Source organism: Curtobacterium sp. TXMA1, assembly GCF_020162095.1.
Lineage (GTDB): Bacteria > Actinomycetota > Actinomycetes > Actinomycetales > Microbacteriaceae > Curtobacterium.
This window is the reverse complement of the sequence record NZ_CP083910.1, coordinates 2,108,979-2,131,531: the sequence shown is the minus strand read 5'-3', so window position 1 is coordinate 2,131,531 and position 22,553 is coordinate 2,108,979. Positions and strand designations below refer to the sequence as shown.

The following is a 22,553-nucleotide window of genomic DNA, read 5'->3' as shown; positions in this document are numbered from 1 at the left end:
CGGTTCGCTCTCCCGCGCGAAGTGGACCTACATGCTCTCCGGCGACGGCCGCCGCAACCGCGACACCGACCTGCTGCGCCTGCTCGCCGGGTTCTTCGAGGTCGACGAGCGGTTCCTGCTCGAGGACAGCGCCGTGCCCGAGCGCATCGGCGCACAGATCGAGCTCGTCCGTGCGCTCCGGTCGGCACGCGTGAGCGGGTTCGCCGCCCGGACCTTCCCGGGGAGCTCTCGCCCGAGGCGCTGCGGCGCATCGCCCGTGTGCTGGAAGAGGAGTCGGCACGAGGGGGTGTCGCGTGACGGACGCCTCGGTCGAGGCCTTCTGGGCCCGCGGGGCGGCCGAGGGCTGGTCGGACATCGACCAGGCCGTCGCCGCTGCCGCCGACCACGTCGGCAAGCCGGTCGTCGTGCGCGAGGAGTCGTTCCTCAGCGCCGAACCGGTCTGCGGCTTCGTGGCGACGCTCGAGCACCAGCACCTGGTGATGATCTCGCCGACGAACTCGGCGACGTTCCGCTCGTTCGTCATCGGCCACGAGCTCGGGCACGTGCTGCACCGGCACTCGGAGCACGCGGCGCAGTCGGCGTACGTGCGTGACGTGATCCCGGACGTGCCCGAGTACAAGGTCGAGCGTGCCCTCGCCCGGGGGCTGTTCTCGAACGTCTACGAGCACGAGGCCGAGCTCTTCGCCGACCGCCTCGCCGCGCTGATCCGGTCGAACCGCGGCCGTCCGAGCGCCTTCCGCGGGGTCTTCGGGTGATCGTCTCCGTCGCGATGGCGGTGGTGCTCGTCGTCGGGACGGTGGTGTTGTTCCGGCTGCAGCGCGGCCAGGACCGCACGCTCGCGGTGACGTTCCTGCTCTTCACCGCGACGATCGTCACCAACGTCGATCCGCTCTACCGCTGGCTGGACCCGCTCGTCGGCGGCCGCAACGTCGTCACGGTGGTCAGCGACTGCCTGATGGTCGCCGGGACGAGCACGCTCCTGTGGGGGGTCGCGAAGGCCGTCGGCGCTGCGTGGCGGTGGCTCCGGACGGCGATCGTCGTCGCGTTCGTGGTCGTGGTGGTGGTGGTCGTGGCGGCCTTCCTCGCGCTCGAGAAGCCGTCGACGACCACGACGTTCATGCTCGTCGCGGGGGACCAGCCGGCAGCGGCGGTGTACTCGATCGCGCAGACCACGTACCTCGGCACCGCGGTCGGCGCGACGGGCGTGATCTGCACCATGCGCCTCCGCGAGGCCCGCACGGCCGCCGACCTGGTCGGCCTCTGGGTGATCGTGCTCGGCGGTGTGCTCGGGGTCGTGCGCATGGTCGTCGTCGCCGTGATGGACGTCGCGCACGTCGTCGGCCGCCTCGACGTCACCCGTGCGCTCACGCCGCCGTACGACGTCACGACGCCGGGTGCGGTGCTCTGCATGGCATCGGGGATGCTGCTGCTCGTCATCGGCCACCAGCTCGCACGCCGGCGCCGTGCACGTCGACTGGACGCCGCGCTCGCGTCGCTGGTGCACCTGCACGACCGGATCGGCACCGACAACGCGTACCCGGCCACCGAGGACACGGCGACACGGCTCAGCCGCACGATCGTGGAGATCAACGACGGTGCGCGGCGTTCACGTCGGCCGCTGGACGCCGACGAGCGCGCGGTGCTCGCGGATGCGGAGTCGGCGCTCGACGACGTGCTCGACACCTCCGCCGACCGAGCCTGAGGTCCGCTCGACTACATCGGTCCGATCACGTTCCCGAGCAGCGCTCGACGTTCTGCCGTGGTCCCGTGTAAGGTCTGTAGCACGTGCTACACGAGGGGTGCCTCGTGCTCGGCACGCCGGGGAGGTCTCGGCCGCGTTGGGGGCGGCCGAGCACCCCCGGGTCCTCCGGTCGCAGGCACCGGCTCGGGACGGGCCGACTCGCCGCCGCTGTCTAGAATTCTGGTGTGACCGTCTTCGCCGCCATCGTCCTGTTCGTCGCCGCCGTCTTCAACGTCATCACCTGGCCGCGCTTCTTCCAGCGGGTCGCGAAGGACAGCCGGGCGCGCGACGCCGCGGGGAAGCCGACGACGTTCTACACGGTGCACCTGGTGCTGCTGCTCATCGCGCTGGTGATCGCCCTCGCGGCCGTGGTGGCGGGGATCCTGCTGCTGCTCTGACGCGCGCCGCGCACGACCACCGGACGGGAGGCGCGGTGCCGGCTGGCGCCGCGCCTCCCGTCCGTCCGTGGTCACCACGTGCCCGTCCGCGCGACCGCGAGACGCCGCCGTGCCGGTGAGACGCCGCCGTGCCGGTGAGACGCCCCCGGATCCGGCGGCGTCTCGGCTCGGAGACGGCGTCTCGCGCCGACGCCGGCGTCTCGCCCGCTCCGCTCGACCCCGGAACGGCGGCGTCCCGCATCGACGCCGGCGTCTCGATCGCCAGGGCGACGCAGCGCCGTCCGCCGTCCGCCGTCCGCCGTTCGCGCCCGCTGCGTCGCAGACCCGAAGGTTTGCCCTGGGAAGCCGACGCCCGCGCCCGCCGGCACGGCGACCGTGACGGGCCCGCCTCAGGAAGCCGGCGGCAGCGGCGCCCCGAGCGCCCGCTCGAGCCCGAGCCGCGCGACCTGCTCGTCACCGGTGTCGAGCAGCACGCGGAAGGTCTCGTCGGCGCACACGAACTCCACGCACACGGCGTCGAAGTCGCACGGCTCGATGCGCCATCCGGAGACGCGCTCCATCGGCACCGACGTCAGTCCGTCGCGCTCGAAGCTCGTCTCCGCCCGGACCGTGCCGTCGTAGACCCGGATCCGGCCGACGGTCCCGCGCCAGGTCAGGCGCAGGTCGAGCGTGGGGGAGACAGAAGGGTCCGGCACGCGCCGATCGTACCGGCGCGCACCGGACCCTGTCCGGAAGGCGCGATCAGCCGCGGGTGCTGCCCGAGCCGTCCTGCCCGTCGCGGCGCACCTGGTTCCCGGGGTCACGGACGCCGATCGGGAACGGCCCGGTGACGCCCTCGCGGAGTGCTGCGATGCGCAGGATCCGGTCGCGCTGCAGGAACCAGCCGACGATCAGCAGCGGGATGATCACCACGAGCGAGGCGATCGTCCACGTGCCGACCGGGTAGTCGATCGCCATGAGCACGACCACCGACGCCAGGAACGCCAGCGTCAGCCACGAGGTCACCGGAGCGCCGGGCAGCTTGAACGACGGCTCCTTCGCGAGCCCCTGCTTCGCCCACTGCCGCAGCTTCATCTGACAGAGGATGATCGTTCCCCAGGCGGTGATGATGCCGAGGCTCGCGACGTTCAGCGCGATCTCGAACGCCTGCGCCGGGACGAAGTAGTTGAGCGCCACACCCGCGACGGTGAACGCCGCGGTCAGCAGGATGCCCGCGTAGGGCACGCCGCCCTTCGACATCTTCGTGGTCCACTTCGGGGCGGACCCGTTCATGCCCATCGAGTGCAGCGCGCGACCGGTCGAGTAGAGGCCGGCGTTGAGCGACGAGAGCGCTGCGGTGAGCACCACGAAGTTCATGATCGATCCGGCGACGACACCGACCTGCGGGTTGCCGAGCGACGAGAAGAACGTCACGAACGGGCTCTCGCCCTCCTTGTACGAGGTGTACGGCAGGAGCAGGGAGAGCAGGACGACCGAGCCGACGTAGAAGACCGCGATGCGGAAGACGACGGAGTTGATGGCGCGGGGGATGACCTTCTCGGTGTCCTGGGTCTCGCCGGACGCGGTGCCGACGAGCTCGATCGCGGCGTAGGCGAAGACGACGCCCTGGATCACGAGGACCGCGGGCAGCACGCCGTTCGGGATGAGCCCGCCGTTGTCCGCCCAGATCGAGAAGCCCGTGCGGACCGCCTCGCCGCCGGTCTCCACCGGGAACGCGAAGACCAGCCAGACGAGCGCGATCACGAGGAACGCGACGAGCGCGGCCACCTTGATGAGGGCGAACCAGAACTCGAGCTCGCCGAACACCTTGACGGCGACCATGTTGGCGGCGAGCACGACGACGAGCGCGATGAGCGCGAGGAGCCACTGCGGTGCCGCAGTGAACGCCTTCCAGTACTGCAGGTAGAGCGCGACGGCGGTGGTGTCGACGATCGAGGTCATCGCCCAGTTCAGGAAGTACATCCAGCCGGCGGCGTAGGCGAACTTCTCGCCGTAGAACTCGCGGGCGTAGGAGATGAACGACCCGGAGGAGGGGCGGTGCAGCACGAGCTCGCCGAGGGCACGCAGGATGAAGAACGCGAAGACGCCGGCGACCAGGTACGTGACCGCGAGCGCCGGCCCGGCGGTGTGGAGGCGTCCACCCGCGCCGAGGAAGAGCCCGGTGCCGATGGCCCCGCCGATCGCGATCATCTGCAGTTGCCGGGGCTTCAGACCGTGCTGGTAGCCCTCCTGCTCGTGCGAGAAGTCGTTCGCGGGCTTCGCAACACCCGTGTCGTTCTGCGCTGTCATGCGCGCCAACCTACATGCGCTGACGCTCCGGGGCGGAACGGAACCCCTCCCTGAACGACACCACAGGTGTGTCGACGCTGAACGTCCGGACGGACGGCTCCGACAGCATGGACGGATGGACACCCTCCTCCGACTCCTCGTCGCGATCGGGATCGCCCTGCTCGTGACCGCAGCCGCAGCGCTCGTCCTGCACCTGGTGCTCCGGACGATCGCGCGCCGAGAACGCTGGGCCGCGGTGCTCTCGCGCCGCACGAAGCACCCGGCGCGCACGATGCTCCTCGTCGCGTTGCTCTGGGCCGCGTTCGCGTCGAGCGTCCCGCACGACACCGAGGCGTACCCGTGGCGGGACGAGGTCTCGCACGCCTTCCTCATCGCGACGATCGCCGTGGGCTGCTGGTTGGCGTGCCAGATCGCGATCTTCCTCGAGGACCTCGGCCTGCACCGCTACCGGGTCGACGTCCCCGACAACCGGGTCGCGCGACGGATCCGCACGCAGGTCCTCATCATCCGGCGACTCACGGTCGCCGTGCTCGTCATCATCGCCGTCGGCGCGATCCTGCTCACGTTCCCCGGTGTCGAGGCCGCCGGCGCCAGCGTCCTGGCATCGGCCGGGCTGATCTCCGTCGTCGCGGGTCTCGCGGCGCAGTCGACCCTCGGCAACGTCTTCGCGGGCATGCAGCTCGCGTTCTCGGGCTCCATCCGCGTGGACGACGTCGTCGTGGTGGAACAGCAGTGGGGTCGCATCGAGGAGATCACGCTGACCTACGTCGTCGTGCACCTGTGGGACGACCGGCGCTTCGTGCTCCCGTCGACGTACTTCACGTCGACCCCCTTCGAGAACTGGACGAGGACCGGCAGCGAACTGCTCGGCGCCGTCGAGTTCGACCTGGACTGGCGGATCAGCCCGACCGAGATGCGCGACGAGCTCGACCGTATCCTGTCGACCTCGACCATCTGGGACGGCCGCACCAAGGTCCTGCAGGTCACGGACGCGGTGAGCGGTCTCGTGCGGGTCCGCATCCTGGTCTCCGCCCCGGACGCCGGCGGGCTCTTCGACCTGCGCTGCTACGTGCGCGAGGAGATGGTCGAGTGGGTGCAGCGGGAGCACCCCGACGCCCTGCCCCGGCAGCGCGTGCAGGTCACGCAGGGCACCGAGCGGGTCGGCAAGCGCCGTCCGCGCACCGACGAGCAGGACGCCGCGCTCTTCCGCGAGGGCGACGAGCGCACCGCGCTCTTCACCGGTCCGATCCAGACGTCCGGGATCCGGCCGGAGGAGGTCCCGCCCGAGCGGTGAGCCGTCGCGACGCGACCACACGACGGACGGGAGGCCCGGTGCCAGCTGGCACCGGGCCTCCCGTCCGTCGACCGGTCACCACCGTGACCGCGACGAGCGTCCTAGCGCTGACGCGCCTTCACGGCGCGGTCGTCCTCGACGACCGTGCCGATCGCGACGATCGTCGTCGCGAGCCACGCGATCCACGTGAGGGCCAGTCGCCAGTCACGCGGTCCCTGCCGGGTGGTCTGCACGACGCTGTAGCCGCTGATGATCGAACTCCACACCGCACCGCTGAACATGAACTTCCGCACGGGTTCCTCCTCCTGGTCGTCCCCGCCACGCTACCGGCCGCTACATTGGAGCGCCGCCGGTGGCCCTGCCGGTCCGCAGAGCGAGGAGTCACCGTGCGTCAGGCCGTCATCGGGGGAGTGCTGCTGGTCGTCGGCGCCGTGTGCGTCGCGCTCGGGCTGCTGCCCCTGTCCGACCTCGGCGTGCTCGCCGACCGGGTCGTCCCGGTGCTCGCGTTCGTGCTCGGGCTGACGATCGTGTCCGAGCTCGCGGCCGACGCGGGCGTCTTCGACCGGCTCGCGGACGTCGCGGCGCGGATCGGCGGCGGACGCACCATCGGGCTCTGGGCCGCGGTCGTCGTGCTCGCCGTGGTGTGCACCGTCTTCCTGAGCATCGACACCACCGCGGTGCTCCTCACCCCGATCGTCATCACGCTCGCGCGCCGGGTCGGGCTGCCGCCGATGCCGTTCGCGCTCACGACCGTCTGGCTCGCCAACACGGCGTCGCTGCTGCTGCCCGTGTCGAACCTGACGAACCTGCTCGCCGTCGACAAGATCGGCCTCGACGGTCCGATCCCGTTCGCCGGACTCATGGTGTGGGCAGCGCTCGCCGGGGTCGTCGTGCCGTGCGCGGTGCTCCTCGTGGTGTTCCGCGGCAGGCTCTTCGGCCGGTACACGCCCGTCGACGTCCGACGGCCGCGCGACCCGCTGTTCTTCTGGGCGGCCTCGGCCGTGCTCGTGCTGCTCGTCGTCGCGCTGACCGCCGGGGTGACGGTGTGGATCGCGGCGCTCGTCGCGGCGGCGCTGCTCGTCGTGGTCGCCGCCTTCCGGGCCCCGTCCGAGCTCCGGCCGTCCCGCGTGCCGTGGTCGACGCTGGTGTTCGCGGCCGGGCTCTTCGTCGTCGTCGAGACCCTGCACACGACGGGCCTGACCGACCCGATCGTGCAGGCGCTGTCCGGCGGCACCGACACCGGGTCGCTCCTGCTGCTCGGCGGGGCCGGCGGGGTCGCGGCGAACGCGATCGACAACCTGCCCGCCTACCTGGTGCTCGAACCGGCCGCCGGGCACGAGGCCCTGCGGTACGCCGCGCTCCTGGTCGGCGTGAACGCGGGCTGCCTCATCACGCCGTGGGCCTCGCTGGCGACGCTGCTGTGGCACGCGCGGCTGTCGGCGGAGGGCGTGCACCTGTCGTGGGGTCGCTACATGGCGCTCGGGTGCATCGCGGCGCCGCTCACGGTCGTCGCGGGCGTGCTGGCACTGCAACTCTGAGGCGGCCGGGTCGCCGCCCAGCGGGCGGGGTGCCGTCCGGCGGGCGGGCCCGTGCGCAGCGAGCGGGTGGCTACAACCAGTCCTTGCTCTTGAAGACCCGGTAGAGCACGAGCGACGTCGCGACGATCAGGGACACCGAGGCGAGCAGGCCGCTCCAGTGCCCCTCGCCCGGGAACGTCACGTTCTGCCCGAAGAACCCCGTGATGGCGGTCGGGATCGCGATGATCGCGGCCCAGCTCGTCACCTTCTTCATCACGGTGTTCTGCCGGTTCGACGCCAGGTTCAGGTTCGTGTCGAGGACGCTCGACACCGAGTCGCGGAGCTGCTCGACGGAGTCGGCGATCGTCACCAGGTGGTCCTCGACGTCGCGGAAGTACGGCCGGATGCCATCGGCGATGGTCTCGGCGTCGCCGTGCAGCAGGGCCCCGACGCTGTCCCTGGTCGGCACCACCTGGCGGCGGAGCACCCCGAGGGCCTTCCGCAGCCGGAACGACCGGCGCTGGATCTGCTGCTCGCGCGGGTTGCCGTGCTCGAAGAGGTCGTCCTCGAGGTCGTCGATGCGCGCCTCGATGTCCTCGACCGCCGAGGTGGCGTGGTCGACCACCGCGTCGAGGAGCCCCCAGACCAGCCACGGCACCCCGCGGTCGGACAGGTCGGCGTTGGCGTCGAGGCGTCGCTCGACGGAGCGCAGGTCGACGTCGGACCCGTGGATCGTGACGAGGGCGTGCTGCGTGACGAAGGCCTTCACCTCGTGGGTCACGAGGTCGCCGTCGGCGTCGAGACCGTCGACGTCGTAGACCACCAGGAAGAGGCTGTCGCGGTAGCGGTCGAGCTTCGGACGCTGCCCCTGCTCGAGGGCGTCCTCGACCGCGAGTGCGTGCACGCCGAGCTCGTCCTCGACCTGGGCCAGCTCGTCGGGTGACGGGTCCACGTGGTCGACCCAGACGAAGGTCCCGTCGTGCCGGTCGAGCAGGTCCGACACCCGCTCGACGGGGAAGTCCCGCTCCACCGCGGTGCCGTCCCGCCACGCCCGTGTCATGACCATGCCGACGAGCCTAGTGACGACGGGCCGAGAGCCCGGTGTCGCTCCGCTGGTACCGTCGGCCTCGATCCCGGCGCCTCGGCCGGGGGGAACGGAGACACCACCACCCCATGGCAGCAGACACCGACCCGGACCGCTACGCCTTCGTCGTCGCCTCGAACCGCCTCCCGGTGGACCGCGTCGTCGACGAGGACGGCAACGAGGGCTGGCGGCACTCGCCCGGCGGGCTGGTGACGGCGCTCGAGCCGGTCATGCGCGCCAACGACGGTGCCTGGGTCGGGTGGGTCGGCCAGCCGGACGTCGAGGTCGCCCCGTTCGACAACGAGGGCATCCACATCGTCCCGGTGCCGCTGAGCGCCGACGACGTGGAGGAGTACTACGAGGGCTTCAGCAACGACACGCTGTGGCCGCTGTACCACGACGTCATCGAGCACCCGAGCTACCACCGCGACTGGTGGAACGCCTACCGCCGTGTCAACGCCCGCTTCGCCGACCAGATCGCCGAGATCGTCGAGCAGGACGGCATCGTCTGGGTGCAGGACTACCAGCTGCAGCTCCTGCCGGCGATGCTCCGCGAGCGTCGACCCGACCTGACCATCGGGTTCTTCAACCACATCCCGTTCCCGCCGGTCGGCATCTACGCGCAGCTGCCGTGGCGCGCGCAGATCCTCGACGGGCTGCTCGGCGCCGACGTCATCGGCTTCCAGCGCCAGGACGACGCGAGCGACTTCCTCCGTGCCGTCCGGCACATCAAGGGCTACACGACCAAGGGCTCGACGATCGACGTCCCCGTCGACGACCCGGCCGCGCCGCGGAGCCGCAAGGGCATCACCGTGCGCCACGTCGAGGCCCGCCACTTCCCGATCTCGATCGACGCCGAGAGCTTCGAGGAGATCGCCCACCGACCCGAGGTGCAGGAGCGCGCGCGGGAGATCCGCGAGAGCCTGGGCAACCCGACGACGGTGCTGCTCGGCGTCGACCGGCTCGACTACACGAAGGGGATCCGGCACCGCATCAAGGCGTTCGGCGAGCTCATCGAGGACGGCCGCGTCAAGGTCGAGGACGCCACGCTGGTGCAGGTCGCCAGCCCGAGCCGCGAGCGCGTGGACACCTACGCGGCGCTCCGCGACGAGATCGAGCTGACGGTCGGCCGCATCAACGGCGACCTCGGCGTGATCGGGCACCAGCCGATCGCGTACCTGCACCACGGGTACCCGCGCGAGGAGATGGTTGCGCTCTACCTCGCCGCGGACATCATGCTCGTCACCGCCCTGCGCGACGGCATGAACCTGGTCGCGAAGGAGTACGTCGCCGCCCGCTTCGACAACGACGGCGTGCTGATCCTGTCCGAGTTCGCCGGTGCCGCCGACGAGCTGAAGCAGGCCGTCATCGTCAACCCGCACGACATCGGCGCACTCAAGGACTCGATCCAGCGCGCCGTCGAGATGCCCCGACGGGAGCGCTCGACGCGCATGCGCGCGCTCCGGAAGCGCGTCCGCGACAACGACGTGGCCCGCTGGTCGCGCTCGTTCCTCGAGGCGCTCGACCGGCACGCCCCGAACCGCGCCAAGCTCGACCCGTCGGCGTCGGACCCGGGCGACCAGCACGTCGAGGAGCTGCAGGACACGACGTCGATCTTCGACCAGGACGCGCAGACGGCACGTGCCGCCGAGGACACCCGGGAGGCCCGTGGTGCCTGAGACCGTGACCGATCCGTCCGCCCTGTCGTCGGCCCTCGAGACGCTCGCGGCTGCGCCGCGACTGCTCGTCGCGCTCGACTTCGACGGCACCCTCGCACCCTTCGCCGACGACCCGGCACAGGTCGGGGCACTGCCCGGCTCCTGGGCCGCGGTGCTCACCCTGCAGCGTGCCCGCGACACCGAGGTGGTCCTCGTCTCCGGGCGTCCGCTCGAGGGGCTCGCCCGGGTGTCGCACGCGCCAGAGGGCATGGCGCTCGTCGGGTCGCACGGCGTCGAGTGGCGCGTCGACGGCCACGACGAGGCCGCGCTGGACGAGGACGAGCGCGCACGGGTCGACCGCGTCGGCGCCGCCCTCGACGAGGTCGGCGCCCGGTTCCCCGGCGTCGTCGTCGAGCACAAGCCCGCCGGGCACGGGCTGCACACCCGCCGGGTGGGTGCCGAGGTCGCGGCCGAGGCGAACGCCGCCGCGAGCCGGGCCGCGCACGACGCCGACCCCGACGTGCTCGAGCGCGGGGGCAAGGACATCGTCGAGTTCGCGGTGCGCCACGTCACGAAGGGCGACGCGATCGACCGGCTCCGCGAGCTGCGCGGTGCCGACGCCGTGTTCTTCGCCGGCGACGACGTCACCGACGAGGACGCCTTCCGGGTGCTCCGGGACGGCGACGTCGGCGTCAAGGTGGGGGAGGGCGACACGCTCGCGGCGCACCGCGTCGCCGACCCGACGGCGCTCACCGACGTCCTGAAGCAGCTGGCCCGGGCGCGGTTTGCTCGGTGAACCGCGCCAGCGATTCGCGACGCGCCCCGAAGGAGCCTGCGACTGAGGTCGCGTGAGTCCACGCGCTGACGACCCGGCCCCGCGCCTCCCGTCCGCCCGTCCGTCCCGCGGGGGAGTGCGGCGACGTGTCCGGTTGGTATCCCAACTGGTCCTAGACTGCCTGCATGCCTGACATCGACGTGAAGCCGCGCAGCCGGGTCGTCACCGACGGGATCGAAGCGACCACCTCGCGTGGCATGCTCCGGGCCGTCGGCATGGGCGACGCAGACTGGGACAAGCCGCAGATCGGGATCGCCTCGTCCTGGAACGAGATCACCCCGTGCAACCTCTCGCTCGACCGACTCGCGCAGGGCGCGAAGGAGGGCGTGCACTCCGGCGGCGGGTACCCGCTGCAGTTCGGCACCATCTCCGTCTCGGACGGCATCTCCATGGGCCACGAGGGCATGCACTTCTCGCTCGTCTCGCGTGAGGTCATCGCCGACAGTGTCGAGACCGTCGTGAACGCCGAGCGCCTCGACGGCACCGTGCTGCTGGCCGGCTGCGACAAGTCGCTCCCCGGCATGCTCATGGCAGCCGCGCGCCTCGACCTCGCGAGCGTCTTCCTCTACGCGGGCTCGGTGATGCCGGGCTACGTGAAGCAGGCCGACGGCTCCTTCAAGGAGGTCACGATCATCGACTCCTTCGAGGGTGTCGGTGCGTGCAAGGCCGGCACCATGAGCGAGGCCGAGCTCAAGGAGATCGAGTGCGCGATCGTCCCGGGCGAGGGTGCCTGCGGCGGGATGTACACCGCGAACACGATGGCCAGCGTGGCCGAGGCCCTCGGCATGTCGCTGCCGGGCTCCGCCGCCCCGCCGAGCGCCGACCGCCGACGTGACTACTACGCGCGCCGCTCCGGCGAGGCCGTGGTGAACATGCTGCGCCTCGGACTGACCGCTCGCCAGATCCTGACGAAGGAGGCGTTCGAGAACGCCATCGCCGTCGCGATGGCCCTCGGAGGCTCGACCAACGTCGTGCTGCACCTGCTCGCGATCGCGCACGAGGCCGAGGTCGAGCTGACCCTCGACGACTTCAACCGCATCGGCTCGAAGGTCCCGCACCTGGCCGACATGAAGCCGTTCGGCAAGTACGTCATGGTCGACGTGGACCGCAACGGCGGCATCCCGGTGATCATGAAGGCACTGCTCGAGGCCGGTCTGCTGCACGGCGACGTGATGACCGTCACCGGCAAGACCCTGGCGGAGAACCTCGCCGAGATCGACCCGCCGGAGCTCGACGGCGAGGTCTTCCGGAAGCTCGACAACCCGATCCACACCACCGGCGGCCTGACGATCCTCAAAGGCTCGTTCGCGCCCGAGGGCGCCGTCGTGAAGACCGCCGGCTTCGACGCCGCCGTGTTCGAGGGCCCCGCCCGCGTGTTCGACCGCGAGCGCGCCGCGATGGACGCCCTCACCGAGGGGCAGATCCAGAAGGGCGACGTGGTGGTCATCCGCTACGAGGGCCCGAAGGGCGGACCGGGCATGCGCGAGATGCTCGCCATCACCGCGGCCATCAAGGGCGCGGGACTCGGCAAGGATGTACTACTGTTGACGGACGGACGATTCTCAGGCGGCACAACCGGCCTGTGCATCGGCCACATCGCACCGGAAGCCGTGGACGCAGGTCCAGTGGCGTTCGTGCGCGATGGCGACCGCATCCGTGTCGACATCGCGGCTCGCTCGCTCGACCTACTGGTCGACGACGCCGAGCTGGAGGCCCGCCGAGAAGGCTGGGCCCCGCTGCCCCCGCGTTACACCCGCGGAGTCCTCGCGAAGTTCGCGAAGCTCGTCCAGTCCGCCGCCAAGGGCGCGGTCACGGGCTAGCGTCGACACGTTCGAACCGCCATCTCTCCAGGCAAGGACCACCTCATGCCCACGGAAGCCACTCCGCTGTCCGCTGCAGCCGGTGCACGCCGGTCGCCGGAGATCCTGACCGGCTCGGGAGCCGTCCTCCGGACGCTCGAGCACCTCGGGATCACCGACGTCTTCGGCCTGCCCGGCGGCGCCATCATCCCGTTCTACGACGAGCTCATGGCGTCCACCACCATCCGGCACGTCCTCGTCCGGCACGAGCAGGGCGCCGGCCACGCGGCCGAGGGCTACGCCTCGGCCTCCGGCAAGGTCGGAGTCGCCATCGCGACGTCCGGCCCCGGCGCGACGAACCTCGTCACGGCGATCGCCGACGCCTACATGGACTCGGTGCCGTTCATCGCGATCACCGGCCAGGTGTTCTCGACCCTGATGGGGACGGACGCCTTCCAGGAAGCCGACATCGTCGGCATCACGATGCCCATCACGAAGCACTCCTTCCTGGTCACCGACCCGGCCGACATCCCGGCCACGCTGGCGGCGGCGCACCAGATCGCCACCACGGGTCGCCCGGGCCCGGTGCTCGTCGACATCACGAAGGACGCCCAGCAGAAGTCGGCGCCGTACGTGTGGCCGCCGAAGATCGACCTGCCCGGCTACCGCCCGGTGACGAAGGCGCACGGCAAGCAGATCACCGCGGCCGCGCAGCTGCTCGCCGCGGCCGAGCGTCCCGTCCTCTACGTCGGCGGCGGCGTGGTCCGGTCCGGTGCGTCGGCCGAGCTCCTGCGCTTCGCCGAGGCCACCGGCGCACCGGTCGTCACGACGCTCATGGCCCGCGGGGCGTTCCCGGACTCGCACCCGCAGCACCTCGGCATGCCCGGCATGCACGGCACGGTGCCCGCGGTGCTCGGCCTGCAGGACAGCGACCTCATCATCGCGCTCGGCGCCCGCTTCGACGACCGCGTGACCGGCAAGGCCGACGAGTTCGCGCCCGACGCCAAGGTCGTGCACGTCGACATCGACCCGGCCGAGATCTCGAAGATCCGGTACGCCGACGTCCCGATCGTGGGCGACGCCCGCGAGGTCCTCGTCGACCTGCTCGACGCCTGGGACGACGTCGCAGCGGAGCGTGCGGACACGAGTGCCTGGTGGGCCAAGCTCGACCAGCTGCGCACCGACTTCCCGCTCGGGTACGTCGAACCGACCGACGGCCTGCTCGCACCGCAGGCGATCATCCGCCGCATCGGCGAGCTGAGCGGACCCGAGGCCGTGTACGCCTCGGGCGTCGGCCAGCACCAGATGTGGTCCGCGCAGTTCATCAAGTACGAGCGCCCCCACGCCTGGCTCAACTCCGGCGGCGCCGGGACGATGGGCTACTCGGTCCCCGCCGCGATGGGCGCGAAGGTCGCCGAGCCCGACCGCGTGGTGTGGGCGATCGACGGCGACGGCTGCTTCCAGATGACGAACCAGGAGCTCGCGACCTGCGTCATCAACGACATCCCGATCAAGGTCGCGGTGATCAACAACTCGTCGCTCGGCATGGTGCGGCAGTGGCAGACGCTGTTCTACGACGGCCGCCACTCGTTCACCGACCTCGAGACGGGGCACCAGAGCCGTCGCGTGCCGGACTTCGTGAAGCTCGCCGACGCGTACGGTGCCCTCGGCATCCGCGTCGAGCGCGCCGACCAGGTGGACGACGCCATCACGCTCGCCCTCGAGACGAACGACCGTCCGGTCGTGATCGACTTCGTGGTGAGCCGCGACTCCATGGTGTGGCCGATGGTCCCGCAGGGCGTCGGCAACTCGTCCATCCAGTACGCCCGCGACCACGCGCCCAGCTGGGACGTCGAGGACGCCGACATGACCGGAGACCCCGCATGAGCCACGTCCTCTCCCTGCTCGTCGAGGACAAGCCGGGTCTGCTGACGCGCGTCGCCGGCCTGTTCGCCCGCCGCGGCTTCAACATCGAGTCGCTCGCCGTCGGCGGTACCGAGGTGGAGGGCCTGTCCCGGATCACGGTCGTCGTCGACGTCGAGGACCTGCCGCTGGAGCAGGTCACGAAGCAGCTCAACAAGCTCGTCAACGTGATCAAGATCGTCGAGCTCGACTTCTCCCAGTCGGTGCAGCGCGAGCACATGCTCGTCAAGGTGCGGGTCGACAACCAGACCCGGTCCGCGGTGCTCGAGGCCGTGAGCCTGTTCCGCGCGCAGGTCGTCGACGTGGCGACCGACTCGCTGATCGTCGAGGTGACGGGCGACCCCGGCAAGATCCAGGCGATCCTGCGGGTGCTCGAGCCCTACGGCGTCAAGGAACTCGCCCGCGCCGGCCTGCTCGGCATGGGCCGCGGGCCGAAGAGCATCACCGACCGCGTGCGCTGAGCGCACCCCACTTCCGGACAGGAGGCGCGCGGCGGCCCCGCCACGCGCCTCCCGTCCCTCACCACAAGCCACCAGAACCAAGGAGACAGACCCTCGTGACTGACATCGTGTACGACGCCGACGCCGACCTGACGCTCATCCAGGGCAAGAAGGTCGCCGTCATCGGCTACGGCTCCCAGGGCCACGCCCACGCGCTCAACCTCCGCGACTCCGGCGTCGAGGTCGTCATCGGCCTCAAGGAGGGCTCGAAGAGCCGCGACAAGGCGACCGAGGCCGGCTTCCAGGTGCTCACCCCGGCCGAGGCCACGAAGGACGCCGACGTCGTCGTGATCCTCGCGCCGGACCAGGTGCAGCGCATCGTCTACGCCGAGGACATCAAGCCGAACCTGAAGGACGGCGCCACGCTCGTCTTCGGCCACGGCTTCAACATCCGCTACGGCTACATCGAGGCGCCCGAGGGCGTCGACGTGTCGCTCGTCGCCCCGAAGGGCCCGGGTCACACCGTCCGCCGCGAGTACGAGGCCGGCCGCGGTGTCCCCGTGATCGTCGCCGTCGAGGTCGACGCCTCGGGCAGCGCGTGGGACCTCGCGTGGTCGTACGCCAAGGCGATCGGCGGCCTGCGCTCGGGTGGCATCAAGACCACCTTCACCGAGGAGACCGAGACCGACCTGTTCGGCGAGCAGGCCGTCCTCTGCGGTGGCACCTCGCAGCTCATCCAGTACGGCTTCGAGACCCTGGTCGAGGCGGGCTACCAGCCGCAGATCGCCTACTTCGAGGTCCTGCACGAGCTCAAGCTGATCGTGGACCTGATCTGGGAGGGCGGCCTCACCAAGCAGCGCTGGTCGATCTCCGACACCGCTGAGTTCGGTGACTACGTCTCCGGTCCGCGCGTGATCTCGCCCGAGGTCAAGGAGAACATGAAGGCCGTGCTCTCCGACATCCAGGACGGCACCTTCGCCAAGCGCTTCATCGAGGACCAGGACGCCGGCGCGCCGGAGTTCAAGGAGCTCCGTGCGAAGGGCGAGGGCCACCCGATCGAGGCCACCGGCCGCGAGCTCCGCGCGCTGTTCGCGTGGAAGTCGAACGACGCCGACTACGTCGACGGCTCGGCCGCGCGGTAGTCTGCGCAGCGACCACTCGATGACGAGGCGGCGGTGCGTGTGCACCGCCGCCTCGCGACGTGACCCGAACCACATGCACCTGTACTCCTCAAGCTCCAGCGCACCCCGCGACCACAGCGCCAGCGCACCCCGCGACCACAGCGCCAGCACCGGGCGCGTCATCGGCGTCCCCGTGCCCGGACGCGCCGCTCCTGCGACCCGTCCCACGGTGCTGCTCCGCGACGTCACGAGGAGTGGTCACGACCGGGTGCTCCGACGTGGGAGGATCGTCGGATGGCGGTGACGAAGCGAGCGGTCCACATCGGCGCCGGCAAGATCGGGCGCGGGTTCGTGGGTCAGTTCCTGGTCGCGAGCGGCTACGAGCTCACCTTCGTCGACGTCGACGACCGTGTGGTCTCGGCCCTCAACGACGCCGGCCGCTTCGTGGTGCACGAGGTCGGCGAGCAGCCCGTCGAGCACCTGGTGTACGGGTTCCGGGCGCTCAGCAGCAAGACCGACCGCGAGCGCGTCGTCCGGGCGATCGCCGAGGCCGACGTCGTCACGACCGCGGTCGGCGCACGCACCCTGCCGCTCGTCGCCCCGGTCATCGCCGAGGGGCTCGCCGCACGTGCGCCCGAGCGCGGGGACGTCACCGTCGTCGCGTGCGAGAACGCCTTCAACGCGACCGACTCCCTGCACGCCAGCATCCGTCGCGCACCGATCCTCGAGGACCGGGACGTCGCGGCGGTCTTCGCGAACTGCGCGATCGACCGCATCGTGCCGGACCAGTCCGGGGTCCTCGGCCAGTCCGGCGGGCTCGACGTCGTGCTCGAGCCCTTCTACGAGTGGGTCATCGAGCGCACCCCGTTCGCCGACTCGCGGGCCGAACCGCCGCAGATCGACGGCGTGACCTGGGTCGACGACCTGCAGCCGTTCGTCGAGCGGAAGCTCTACACGGTGAACACCGCGCACGCCACCGCGGCCTACCACGGCTTCGTCCGGGGCATCCGCCTCATCCGCGAGGCCCTCGAGGACCGCGAGGTCCGCGCCGAGGTCGACGGCGTCCTCGCCGAGACGACCGCGCTGCTCGTCGCGAAGCACGGCTTCGACCCGGCCGAGCACGCCCGGTACGTCGCCGCGAACCTCACCCGCATCGCGAACCCACTGCTGCCCGACACGACGGCACGCGTCGGGCGCAACCCGCTGCGCAAGCTCGGTCGGCGGGAGCGCTTCATCGGCCCGGCCGCGCAACTGGCCGAGCGCGGGATGCCCGTCGGACACCTGCTCGGTGCCGTGCGCGTCGCGCTGGCGTTCGACGACGAGAACGATCCCGAGTCGATCGAGCTGCACGCCCTGCTCCGTTCCGGCGCCACGGCGCACGCGCTCACCGAGATCCTCACAGGGCTCGTCGAGAGCCACCCGCTGTTCCCCGCGGTGCGCGGCGTCGTCGCCGAGGTGCTCGAGACCCAGCCGGCCGACGTCTGACCGACCCGTCGTGGAGCCGGCTCCGGTGATCGGCTCGTAGAATCGTCCCCATGACGACGGCAGCATCCCCGCCCGACGGCTCGGTCGACCACGACGACGAGGACGCGCTCAGCTGGGGTGACGCGGACGACGCGACCCACGTGGACGCGGCTCACAACCCGGTCGCCGTGCACGACCGCGGCGGACGCGACCCGGAACGCCCGGAGACCTCCGGCGCGCTCATCGGCTTCGGCGTCTTCGGCGGGCTCTACCTGCTCTACACGGTGGCGTGGCTGCTCACCGCGTCGACGTCGTACGTCGCGAACGTCGACACCGTGCTGACCGTCTTCGTCGAGGTGCTGCGGTTCCTCTCGATCGTCGCGCCGGCGCTCTGGTTCACCGTGGTGCTCTGGGCCGGCCGCGGTCGTCGGACCCGCACGCGCCTGCTGTGGATGCTGCTCGGCGCCGCCGTGCTGTTCCCCTGGCCGTTCCTCATGACCAGGAGCTTCGGGTGACCGCCACGACGCCGGCGGTCCGCCGGACCCCGTCCCCGCTCGTCGCCCGCATCGTCGTCTGGGTGGTCTTCGGCGCGCTCTTCGCGTACATGACCGTGCAGAGCGTCGGGAACCTCGTCACCGTCTCGCAGTCGGTGCGCGCCTTCAACACGTTCCTCGAGACGACCTCGGGCGGTTCGTCGCTGCAGCGCAGCACGCCGTGGGGTTGGCTCGTCCTCGACATCGCGATCGCGCCCGTCGCGTTCGTCGTCGCCCTCTGGGTGACGCGCCGCTCGCGGCTGGCGGTGACCGTCGGCGTCTTCCTCGTCGCGTTCGCCGCGGCGGGCGCCCTCTGGCTGGACCTGCAGCTCTTCGTGCCGCGTCTGCTCGACTTCTGACACGCGACGCGGTCGTCCGGCGACCGGTCGACGGCCTGGAGGCGCGGCGCGGCCGTGCACCGACCTCCCTCGCAGGCTCGGTCGGCGCGGCCCGCGCGATGCTGCGCATCGCCGCCGAGCGGACCGCGCCAGACCGTCGTGTGGTCCCGTGAGGGACCGACGGTGCGGTCGTAACCGGGTCCGCGCGTCGATACGATGGTGGGATACCGCCCGTCTCGTGTGAGGAACTGCAGCTGTGCCGAAGCCGGTCGTCCTGATCGCCGAAGAACTCTCGCCCGCCACCGTCGACGCCCTCGGGCCCGACTTCGAGATCCGGAACGTGGACGGTACCGACCGCGCCGCGCTCCTGTCCTCCCTCGCCGACGCGCACGCCGTGCTGGTGCGGTCCGCCACGAAGATCGACGCGGAGGCCATCGCCGCCGCGCCGCAGCTCAAGGTCGTCGCCCGCGCCGGCGTCGGCCTCGACAACGTCGACATCAAGGCAGCGACCACCGCCGGCGTGATGGTCGTCAACGCACCGACGTCGAACATCATCTCGGCCGCCGAGCTCACGGTCGGCCACATCCTGTCGCTCGCACGGCACATCCCAGCGGCGCACGCGTCGCTGGCGGCCGGTGCCTGGAAGCGCTCGTCGTACACCGGTGTCGAGCTCTACGAGAAGACCGTCGGCATCATCGGCCTCGGTCGCATCGGCGCGCTCATCACGCAGCGTCTGCAGGCGTTCGGCGTCTCCGTCATCGCGTACGACCCGTACGTCACCACCGCCCGGGCGCAGCAGCTCGGCGTCGAGCTCGTCTCGCTCGAGGACCTCCTCCGTCGCGCGGACTTCACGACGATCCACATGCCGAAGACCCCGGAGACGGTGGGCATGATCTCGGACGAGCAGTTCGCGCTCATGAAGCCGAGCGCGTTCGTCGTGAACGTCGCCCGCGGCGGCCTGATCGACGAGGACGCCCTGCACCGTGCGCTCACGTCCGGCACGATCGCCGGCGCTGGCCTCGACGTGTTCGTGTCCGAGCCGCCGAAGGACTCGCCGCTCCTCGCGCTGCCGAACGTCGTCGTCACGCCGCACCTCGGGGCGTCGACGGACGAGGCCCAGGAGAAGGCCGGCGTCTCCGTCGCCAAGTCGGTGCGCCTCGCCCTCGGCGGCGAGCTCGTGCCGGACGCGGTGAACGTCGCCGGCGGCGTCATCGACCCGTACGTCCGACCCGGGATCCCGCTCATGGAGAAGCTCGGTCAGGTCTTCACCGGCCTGGCGACCTCGCCCGTGACGAGCATCGACGTCGAGGTGCACGGCGAACTCGCGCAGTACGACGTCAGCGTGCTGAAGCTCGCGGCGCTCAAGGGCGTCTTCACCGACGTCGTCAGCGACCAGGTCTCCTACGTCAACGCCCCGCTCATCGCCGAGCAGCGCGGCGTGAGCGTCCGGCTCATCACCGACGCCGACAGCCCCGAGTACCGCAACGTGCTCACGATCCGCGGCGCGCAGTCGGACGGTCCGGCGATCAGCGTGTCCGGCACGCTCACCGGTGCGAAGCAGGTCGAGAAGCTCGTCGAGATCAACGGCCACGACGTCGAGGTCGCCCTCGACGCCCACCACGTCGTGATGGTCTACACCGACCGGCCCGGCATCGTCGCGGTCTACGGCAAGGAGTTCGGCGACGCGGGCATCAACATCGCGGCGATGCAGATCTCGCGGCAGGAGGCCGGCGGCCAGGCGCTCAGCGTGCTCACGGTCGACTCGCCGGTGCCCGCGGAGATCCTCGAGCACGTGCGCTCCACCATCGACGCGACCTCGCTCCGCGAGATCGACATCACCCTGTAGGGACACCGGACATGGCACAGACGGTCAAGCTCGCGGTCGTCCGCGGTGACGGCATCGGGCCCGAGGTCGTCGACGAGGCCCTGAAGGTCCTGCACGCCGTGCTGCCGGACGACCTCGTCGTGCAGGAGACCGCCTTCTCGCTCGGTGCCACGCGGTACCTGGAGACAGGCGACATCCTGAGCGACGCCGACACGGCGGCCCTGGCCGAGCACGACGCGATCCTGCTCGGTGCCGTCGGTGGCGACCCGCGCGACCCGCGTCTCGCCGGGGGGATCATCGAGCGCGGCCTCCTGCTGAAGCTGCGCTTCGCCTTCGACCACTACGTCAACCTGCGACCCACGACCGTGTACTCCTCGGTCGCGAGTCCGCTCGCAGACCCGGGCGCGGTGGACTTCGTGGTCGTGCGCGAGGGCACCGAGGGGCCGTACGTCGGCAACGGCGGTGCGATCCGAGTCGGCACGCCCCACGAGATCGCCACCGAGGTGTCCCTCAACACGGCCCACGGGGTCGAGCGCGTCGTCCGCTACGCCTTCGACCTCGCGTCGCGCCGCCCGCGGAAGCACCTGACGCTCGTGCACAAGAGCAACGTCCTCGTGCACGCGGGGGCGCTCTGGCAGCGGACGGTCGCCGCGGTCGCCGAGGAACACCCGGACGTGACGGTCGACTACCAGCACGTCGACGCGGTGACGATCCACATGGTCCGCGAGCCCGGCCGGTTCGACGTCATCGTCACCGACAACCTGTTCGGGGACATCATCACCGACCTGGCCGGCGCGATCAGCGGCGGCATCGGTCTGGCGGCCTCGGGGAACATCAACCCGGACGGCACCTTCCCCAGCATGTTCGAGCCGGTCCACGGTTCCGCGCCGGACATCGCAGGCCAGCAGGTCGCCGACCCGACCGCCGCCGTCCTGTCCGTCGCCCTGCTGCTCGACCACCTCGGTCGGGCAGACCTGACGTCGGCCGTGACGCAGGCGGTCGAGGCCGACCTCGCGAGCCGGGGCACCACGCCGCGCAGCACGGCCGAGGTCGGCGACGCCATCGCCGCCGCGGTCGCAGCACGCACCACCACCGCCTGACAGGAGTCACCCCCGATGAGCCACGACAGCGCGAGCACCGACAGCGCGAGCACCGACACCGCCAGCACCGACGGCGACTTCGCCCTCGAGTTCGCGAGCACGCCGTCGCCCGAGCGCCGGGCCGCAGCCGAGCGCGAGGAGATCCTCGCCGACCCGGGCTTCGGCAAGCACTTCACCGACCACATGGCCACCGTCGAGTGGTCGCTCGACGGCGGCTGGCACAGCGCCTCGATCCACCCGTACGGGCCGCTGACCCTCGACCCCAGCGCCAGCGTGTTCCACTACGCGCAGGAGATCTTCGAGGGCATGAAGGCCTACCGCCACGCGGACGGGTCGGTGTGGTCGTTCCGCCCGGACGCCAACGCCCGTCGCTTCCAGCGGTCGGCCCGTCGGCTCGCGCTCCCGGAGCTGCCGGTCGAGGTGTTCGTCGAGTCGGTCCGGCAGCTCGTCCGCGCCGACGTCGACTGGGTGCCCTCGGCGCCGGAGACCAGCCTGTACCTGCGCCCCTTCATGATCGCGACGGAGTCGTTCCTCGGCGTCCGGGCCGCGCAGGAGGTCGCGTACCACTGCATCGCCAGCCCGGCCGGAGCGTACTTCACGTCCGGGCCGAAGCCGGTGAGCATCTGGCTGTCGACGAAGTACGCGCGTGCCGCCCGCGGCGGGACGGGTGCGGCGAAGACCGGCGGCAACTACGCGGCGTCCCTGCTCCCGCAGCAGGAGGCGTACGAGCAGGGCTGCCAGCAGGTGATGTTCCTCGACTCCGAGGAGGGCAGGTACCTCGAGGAGCTCGGCGGCATGAACGTCGTGCTCGTCAAGTCCGACGGCACCCTCGTCACCCCCGACTCGGAGTCCATCCTCGAGGGCATCACGCGGGACTCCATCCTGCAGCTCGCCGAGGACCGTGGGCTCCGGGTGGAGCGACGTCGGGTCACCCTCGACGAGTGGCGCGATGGCGTCGCCGACGGGTCGATCACCGAGGCGTTCGCCTGCGGCACGGCCGCCGTCGTCACGCCGATCGCCGAACTCCGCGGCGAGGGCTTCACGATCGGGTCGCCGACCGTCGGGGCCGGCGAGCTGACGATGTCGCTGCGCCAGGAGCTGACCGACATCCAGTACGGCCGTCGCCCCGACCCGCACGGGTGGATGACGCGCCTGACGGACCCGGCCTGAGCCGCGGATCGGTAGGGTCGAACG

Annotated in this window: 21 protein-coding genes; 17 read left to right on the top strand and 4 right to left on the bottom strand. The window is 71.2% G+C overall.

Going from position 1 to position 22,553, the window contains the following annotated elements; all coding sequences use genetic code 11:
- Positions 1-293 precede the first annotated feature (293 nt).
- From LCG91_RS10070 to LCG91_RS10060, 3 genes are all read left to right on the top strand, one after another.
- On the top strand, positions 294-755 hold the full coding sequence (locus LCG91_RS10070) for an ImmA/IrrE family metallo-endopeptidase (RefSeq protein ID WP_058730025.1): 462 nt from the start codon (positions 294-296) through the stop codon (positions 753-755).
- The gene (locus LCG91_RS10065) at positions 752-1,702 is read left to right on the top strand and encodes a hypothetical protein (protein ID WP_224441290.1); all 951 of its coding nucleotides are present in this window, start codon (positions 752-754) and stop codon (positions 1,700-1,702) included. The genes LCG91_RS10070 and LCG91_RS10065 overlap by 4 nt, the downstream gene beginning before the upstream one ends.
- 224 nt (positions 1,703-1,926) lie before the next feature.
- Complete coding sequence (locus LCG91_RS10060) at positions 1,927-2,139, top strand: SCO4848 family membrane protein (RefSeq protein ID WP_224441289.1); 213 nt, start codon at positions 1,927-1,929, stop codon at positions 2,137-2,139.
- Positions 2,140-2,528: 389 nt separating this feature from the next.
- On the opposite strand, the gene LCG91_RS10055 is transcribed toward LCG91_RS10060, so the two are convergent.
- Positions 2,529-2,834, bottom strand: a complete 306-nt coding sequence (locus LCG91_RS10055; protein WP_058730022.1) for a hypothetical protein — start codon at positions 2,832-2,834, stop codon at positions 2,529-2,531.
- A gap of 46 nt (positions 2,835-2,880) precedes the next feature.
- Entirely contained in the window at positions 2,881-4,428 is a 1,548-nt protein-coding gene (locus tag LCG91_RS10050; protein WP_058750016.1) for an amino acid permease, read from the bottom strand.
- A 115-nt stretch (positions 4,429-4,543) separates the two neighbouring features.
- Here LCG91_RS10050 and LCG91_RS10045 point away from each other — a divergent pair, with 115 nt between their 5' ends.
- Positions 4,544-5,722 (top strand): mechanosensitive ion channel family protein, encoded by a 1,179-nt coding sequence (locus LCG91_RS10045; RefSeq protein WP_058750017.1) that lies wholly within the window; start codon positions 4,544-4,546, stop codon positions 5,720-5,722.
- A 101-nt stretch (positions 5,723-5,823) separates the two neighbouring features.
- Here LCG91_RS10045 and LCG91_RS10040 read toward each other — a convergent pair whose 3' ends face one another.
- Positions 5,824-6,015, bottom strand: a complete 192-nt coding sequence (locus tag LCG91_RS10040) for a hypothetical protein (protein ID WP_224441288.1) — start codon at positions 6,013-6,015, stop codon at positions 5,824-5,826.
- A gap of 93 nt (positions 6,016-6,108) precedes the next feature.
- Between LCG91_RS10040 and LCG91_RS10035 the strand changes: the two genes are divergently transcribed.
- Positions 6,109-7,260 carry an SLC13 family permease gene (locus LCG91_RS10035; protein WP_058728988.1) on the top strand — a complete coding sequence of 384 codons (1,152 nt, stop codon included), beginning with the start codon at positions 6,109-6,111 and terminating at the stop codon, positions 7,258-7,260.
- 70 nt (positions 7,261-7,330) lie between these two features.
- Here LCG91_RS10035 and LCG91_RS10030 read toward each other — a convergent pair whose 3' ends face one another.
- On the bottom strand, positions 7,331-8,305 hold the full coding sequence (locus LCG91_RS10030; protein WP_224441287.1) for a magnesium transporter CorA family protein: 975 nt from the start codon (positions 8,303-8,305) through the stop codon (positions 7,331-7,333).
- A 107-nt stretch (positions 8,306-8,412) separates the two neighbouring features.
- Between LCG91_RS10030 and otsA the strand changes: the two genes are divergently transcribed.
- The 12 genes from otsA (at position 8,413) to LCG91_RS09970 (ending at position 22,529) form a co-directional block, all read left to right on the top strand.
- Positions 8,413-10,002 (top strand): alpha,alpha-trehalose-phosphate synthase (UDP-forming), encoded by a 1,590-nt coding sequence (gene otsA, locus LCG91_RS10025; protein ID WP_058728990.1) that lies wholly within the window; start codon positions 8,413-8,415, stop codon positions 10,000-10,002.
- A gap of 4 nt (positions 10,003-10,006) precedes the next feature.
- Positions 10,007-10,777: a trehalose-phosphatase gene (gene otsB, locus LCG91_RS10020; RefSeq protein WP_224441286.1), complete on the top strand. Its 771-nt coding sequence runs from the start codon at positions 10,007-10,009 to the stop codon at positions 10,775-10,777.
- A gap of 164 nt (positions 10,778-10,941) precedes the next feature.
- The gene (ilvD, locus tag LCG91_RS10015) at positions 10,942-12,636 is read left to right on the top strand and encodes a dihydroxy-acid dehydratase (protein WP_224441285.1); all 1,695 of its coding nucleotides are present in this window, start codon (positions 10,942-10,944) and stop codon (positions 12,634-12,636) included.
- Positions 12,637-12,681: 45 nt separating this feature from the next.
- A complete protein-coding gene (locus tag LCG91_RS10010; protein WP_224441284.1) occupies positions 12,682-14,502 on the top strand; it encodes an acetolactate synthase large subunit in 1,821 nt (606 codons plus the stop codon).
- A complete protein-coding gene (gene ilvN, locus LCG91_RS10005; RefSeq protein WP_058728994.1) occupies positions 14,499-14,999 on the top strand; it encodes an acetolactate synthase small subunit in 501 nt (166 codons plus the stop codon). The genes LCG91_RS10010 and ilvN overlap by 4 nt, the downstream gene beginning before the upstream one ends.
- A gap of 95 nt (positions 15,000-15,094) precedes the next feature.
- Positions 15,095-16,120 carry a ketol-acid reductoisomerase gene (ilvC, locus tag LCG91_RS10000; RefSeq protein WP_058728995.1) on the top strand — a complete coding sequence of 342 codons (1,026 nt, stop codon included), beginning with the start codon at positions 15,095-15,097 and terminating at the stop codon, positions 16,118-16,120.
- 273 nt (positions 16,121-16,393) lie between these two features.
- The gene (locus LCG91_RS09995; RefSeq protein WP_058750024.1) at positions 16,394-17,584 is read left to right on the top strand and encodes a mannitol-1-phosphate 5-dehydrogenase; all 1,191 of its coding nucleotides are present in this window, start codon (positions 16,394-16,396) and stop codon (positions 17,582-17,584) included.
- Between the two features lie 50 nt (positions 17,585-17,634).
- The gene (locus LCG91_RS09990; protein ID WP_058728997.1) at positions 17,635-18,078 is read left to right on the top strand and encodes a hypothetical protein; all 444 of its coding nucleotides are present in this window, start codon (positions 17,635-17,637) and stop codon (positions 18,076-18,078) included.
- Positions 18,075-18,455 (top strand): hypothetical protein, encoded by a 381-nt coding sequence (locus tag LCG91_RS09985; protein WP_224441283.1) that lies wholly within the window; start codon positions 18,075-18,077, stop codon positions 18,453-18,455. The genes LCG91_RS09990 and LCG91_RS09985 overlap by 4 nt, the downstream gene beginning before the upstream one ends.
- Before the next feature lie 235 nt (positions 18,456-18,690).
- Positions 18,691-20,280, top strand: coding sequence for a phosphoglycerate dehydrogenase (gene serA, locus LCG91_RS09980; RefSeq protein ID WP_058750025.1), 1,590 nt, complete (start codon positions 18,691-18,693; stop codon positions 20,278-20,280).
- Positions 20,281-20,291: 11 nt separating this feature from the next.
- The gene (locus LCG91_RS09975) at positions 20,292-21,359 is read left to right on the top strand and encodes a 3-isopropylmalate dehydrogenase (protein WP_224441282.1); all 1,068 of its coding nucleotides are present in this window, start codon (positions 20,292-20,294) and stop codon (positions 21,357-21,359) included.
- Positions 21,360-21,374: 15 nt separating this feature from the next.
- A complete protein-coding gene (locus LCG91_RS09970) occupies positions 21,375-22,529 on the top strand; it encodes a branched-chain amino acid aminotransferase (RefSeq protein ID WP_058750026.1) in 1,155 nt (384 codons plus the stop codon).
- Positions 22,530-22,553 lie beyond the last annotated feature (24 nt).

What these genes read in the sequence shown, in the direction of transcription:
- LCG91_RS10050 (WP_058750016.1), bottom strand. Translation starts at nt 4,428, where the DNA reads ATGACAGCGCAGAACGACACGGGTGTTGCGAAGCCCGCGAACGACTTC.
- LCG91_RS10045 (WP_058750017.1), top strand. Translation starts at nt 4,544, where the DNA reads ATGGACACCCTCCTCCGACTCCTCGTCGCGATCGGGATCGCCCTGCTC.
- LCG91_RS10030 (WP_224441287.1), bottom strand. Translation starts at nt 8,305, where the DNA reads ATGGTCATGACACGGGCGTGGCGGGACGGCACCGCGGTGGAGCGGGAC.
- otsA (WP_058728990.1), top strand. Translation starts at nt 8,413, where the DNA reads ATGGCAGCAGACACCGACCCGGACCGCTACGCCTTCGTCGTCGCCTCG.
- ilvD (WP_224441285.1), top strand. Translation starts at nt 10,942, where the DNA reads ATGCCTGACATCGACGTGAAGCCGCGCAGCCGGGTCGTCACCGACGGG.
- LCG91_RS10010 (WP_224441284.1), top strand. Translation starts at nt 12,682, where the DNA reads ATGCCCACGGAAGCCACTCCGCTGTCCGCTGCAGCCGGTGCACGCCGG.
- ilvN (WP_058728994.1), top strand. Translation starts at nt 14,499, where the DNA reads ATGAGCCACGTCCTCTCCCTGCTCGTCGAGGACAAGCCGGGTCTGCTG.
- LCG91_RS09995 (WP_058750024.1), top strand. Translation starts at nt 16,394, where the DNA reads ATGGCGGTGACGAAGCGAGCGGTCCACATCGGCGCCGGCAAGATCGGG.
- LCG91_RS09990 (WP_058728997.1), top strand. Translation starts at nt 17,635, where the DNA reads ATGACGACGGCAGCATCCCCGCCCGACGGCTCGGTCGACCACGACGAC.
- LCG91_RS09975 (WP_224441282.1), top strand. Translation starts at nt 20,292, where the DNA reads ATGGCACAGACGGTCAAGCTCGCGGTCGTCCGCGGTGACGGCATCGGG.
- LCG91_RS09970 (WP_058750026.1), top strand. Translation starts at nt 21,375, where the DNA reads ATGAGCCACGACAGCGCGAGCACCGACAGCGCGAGCACCGACACCGCC.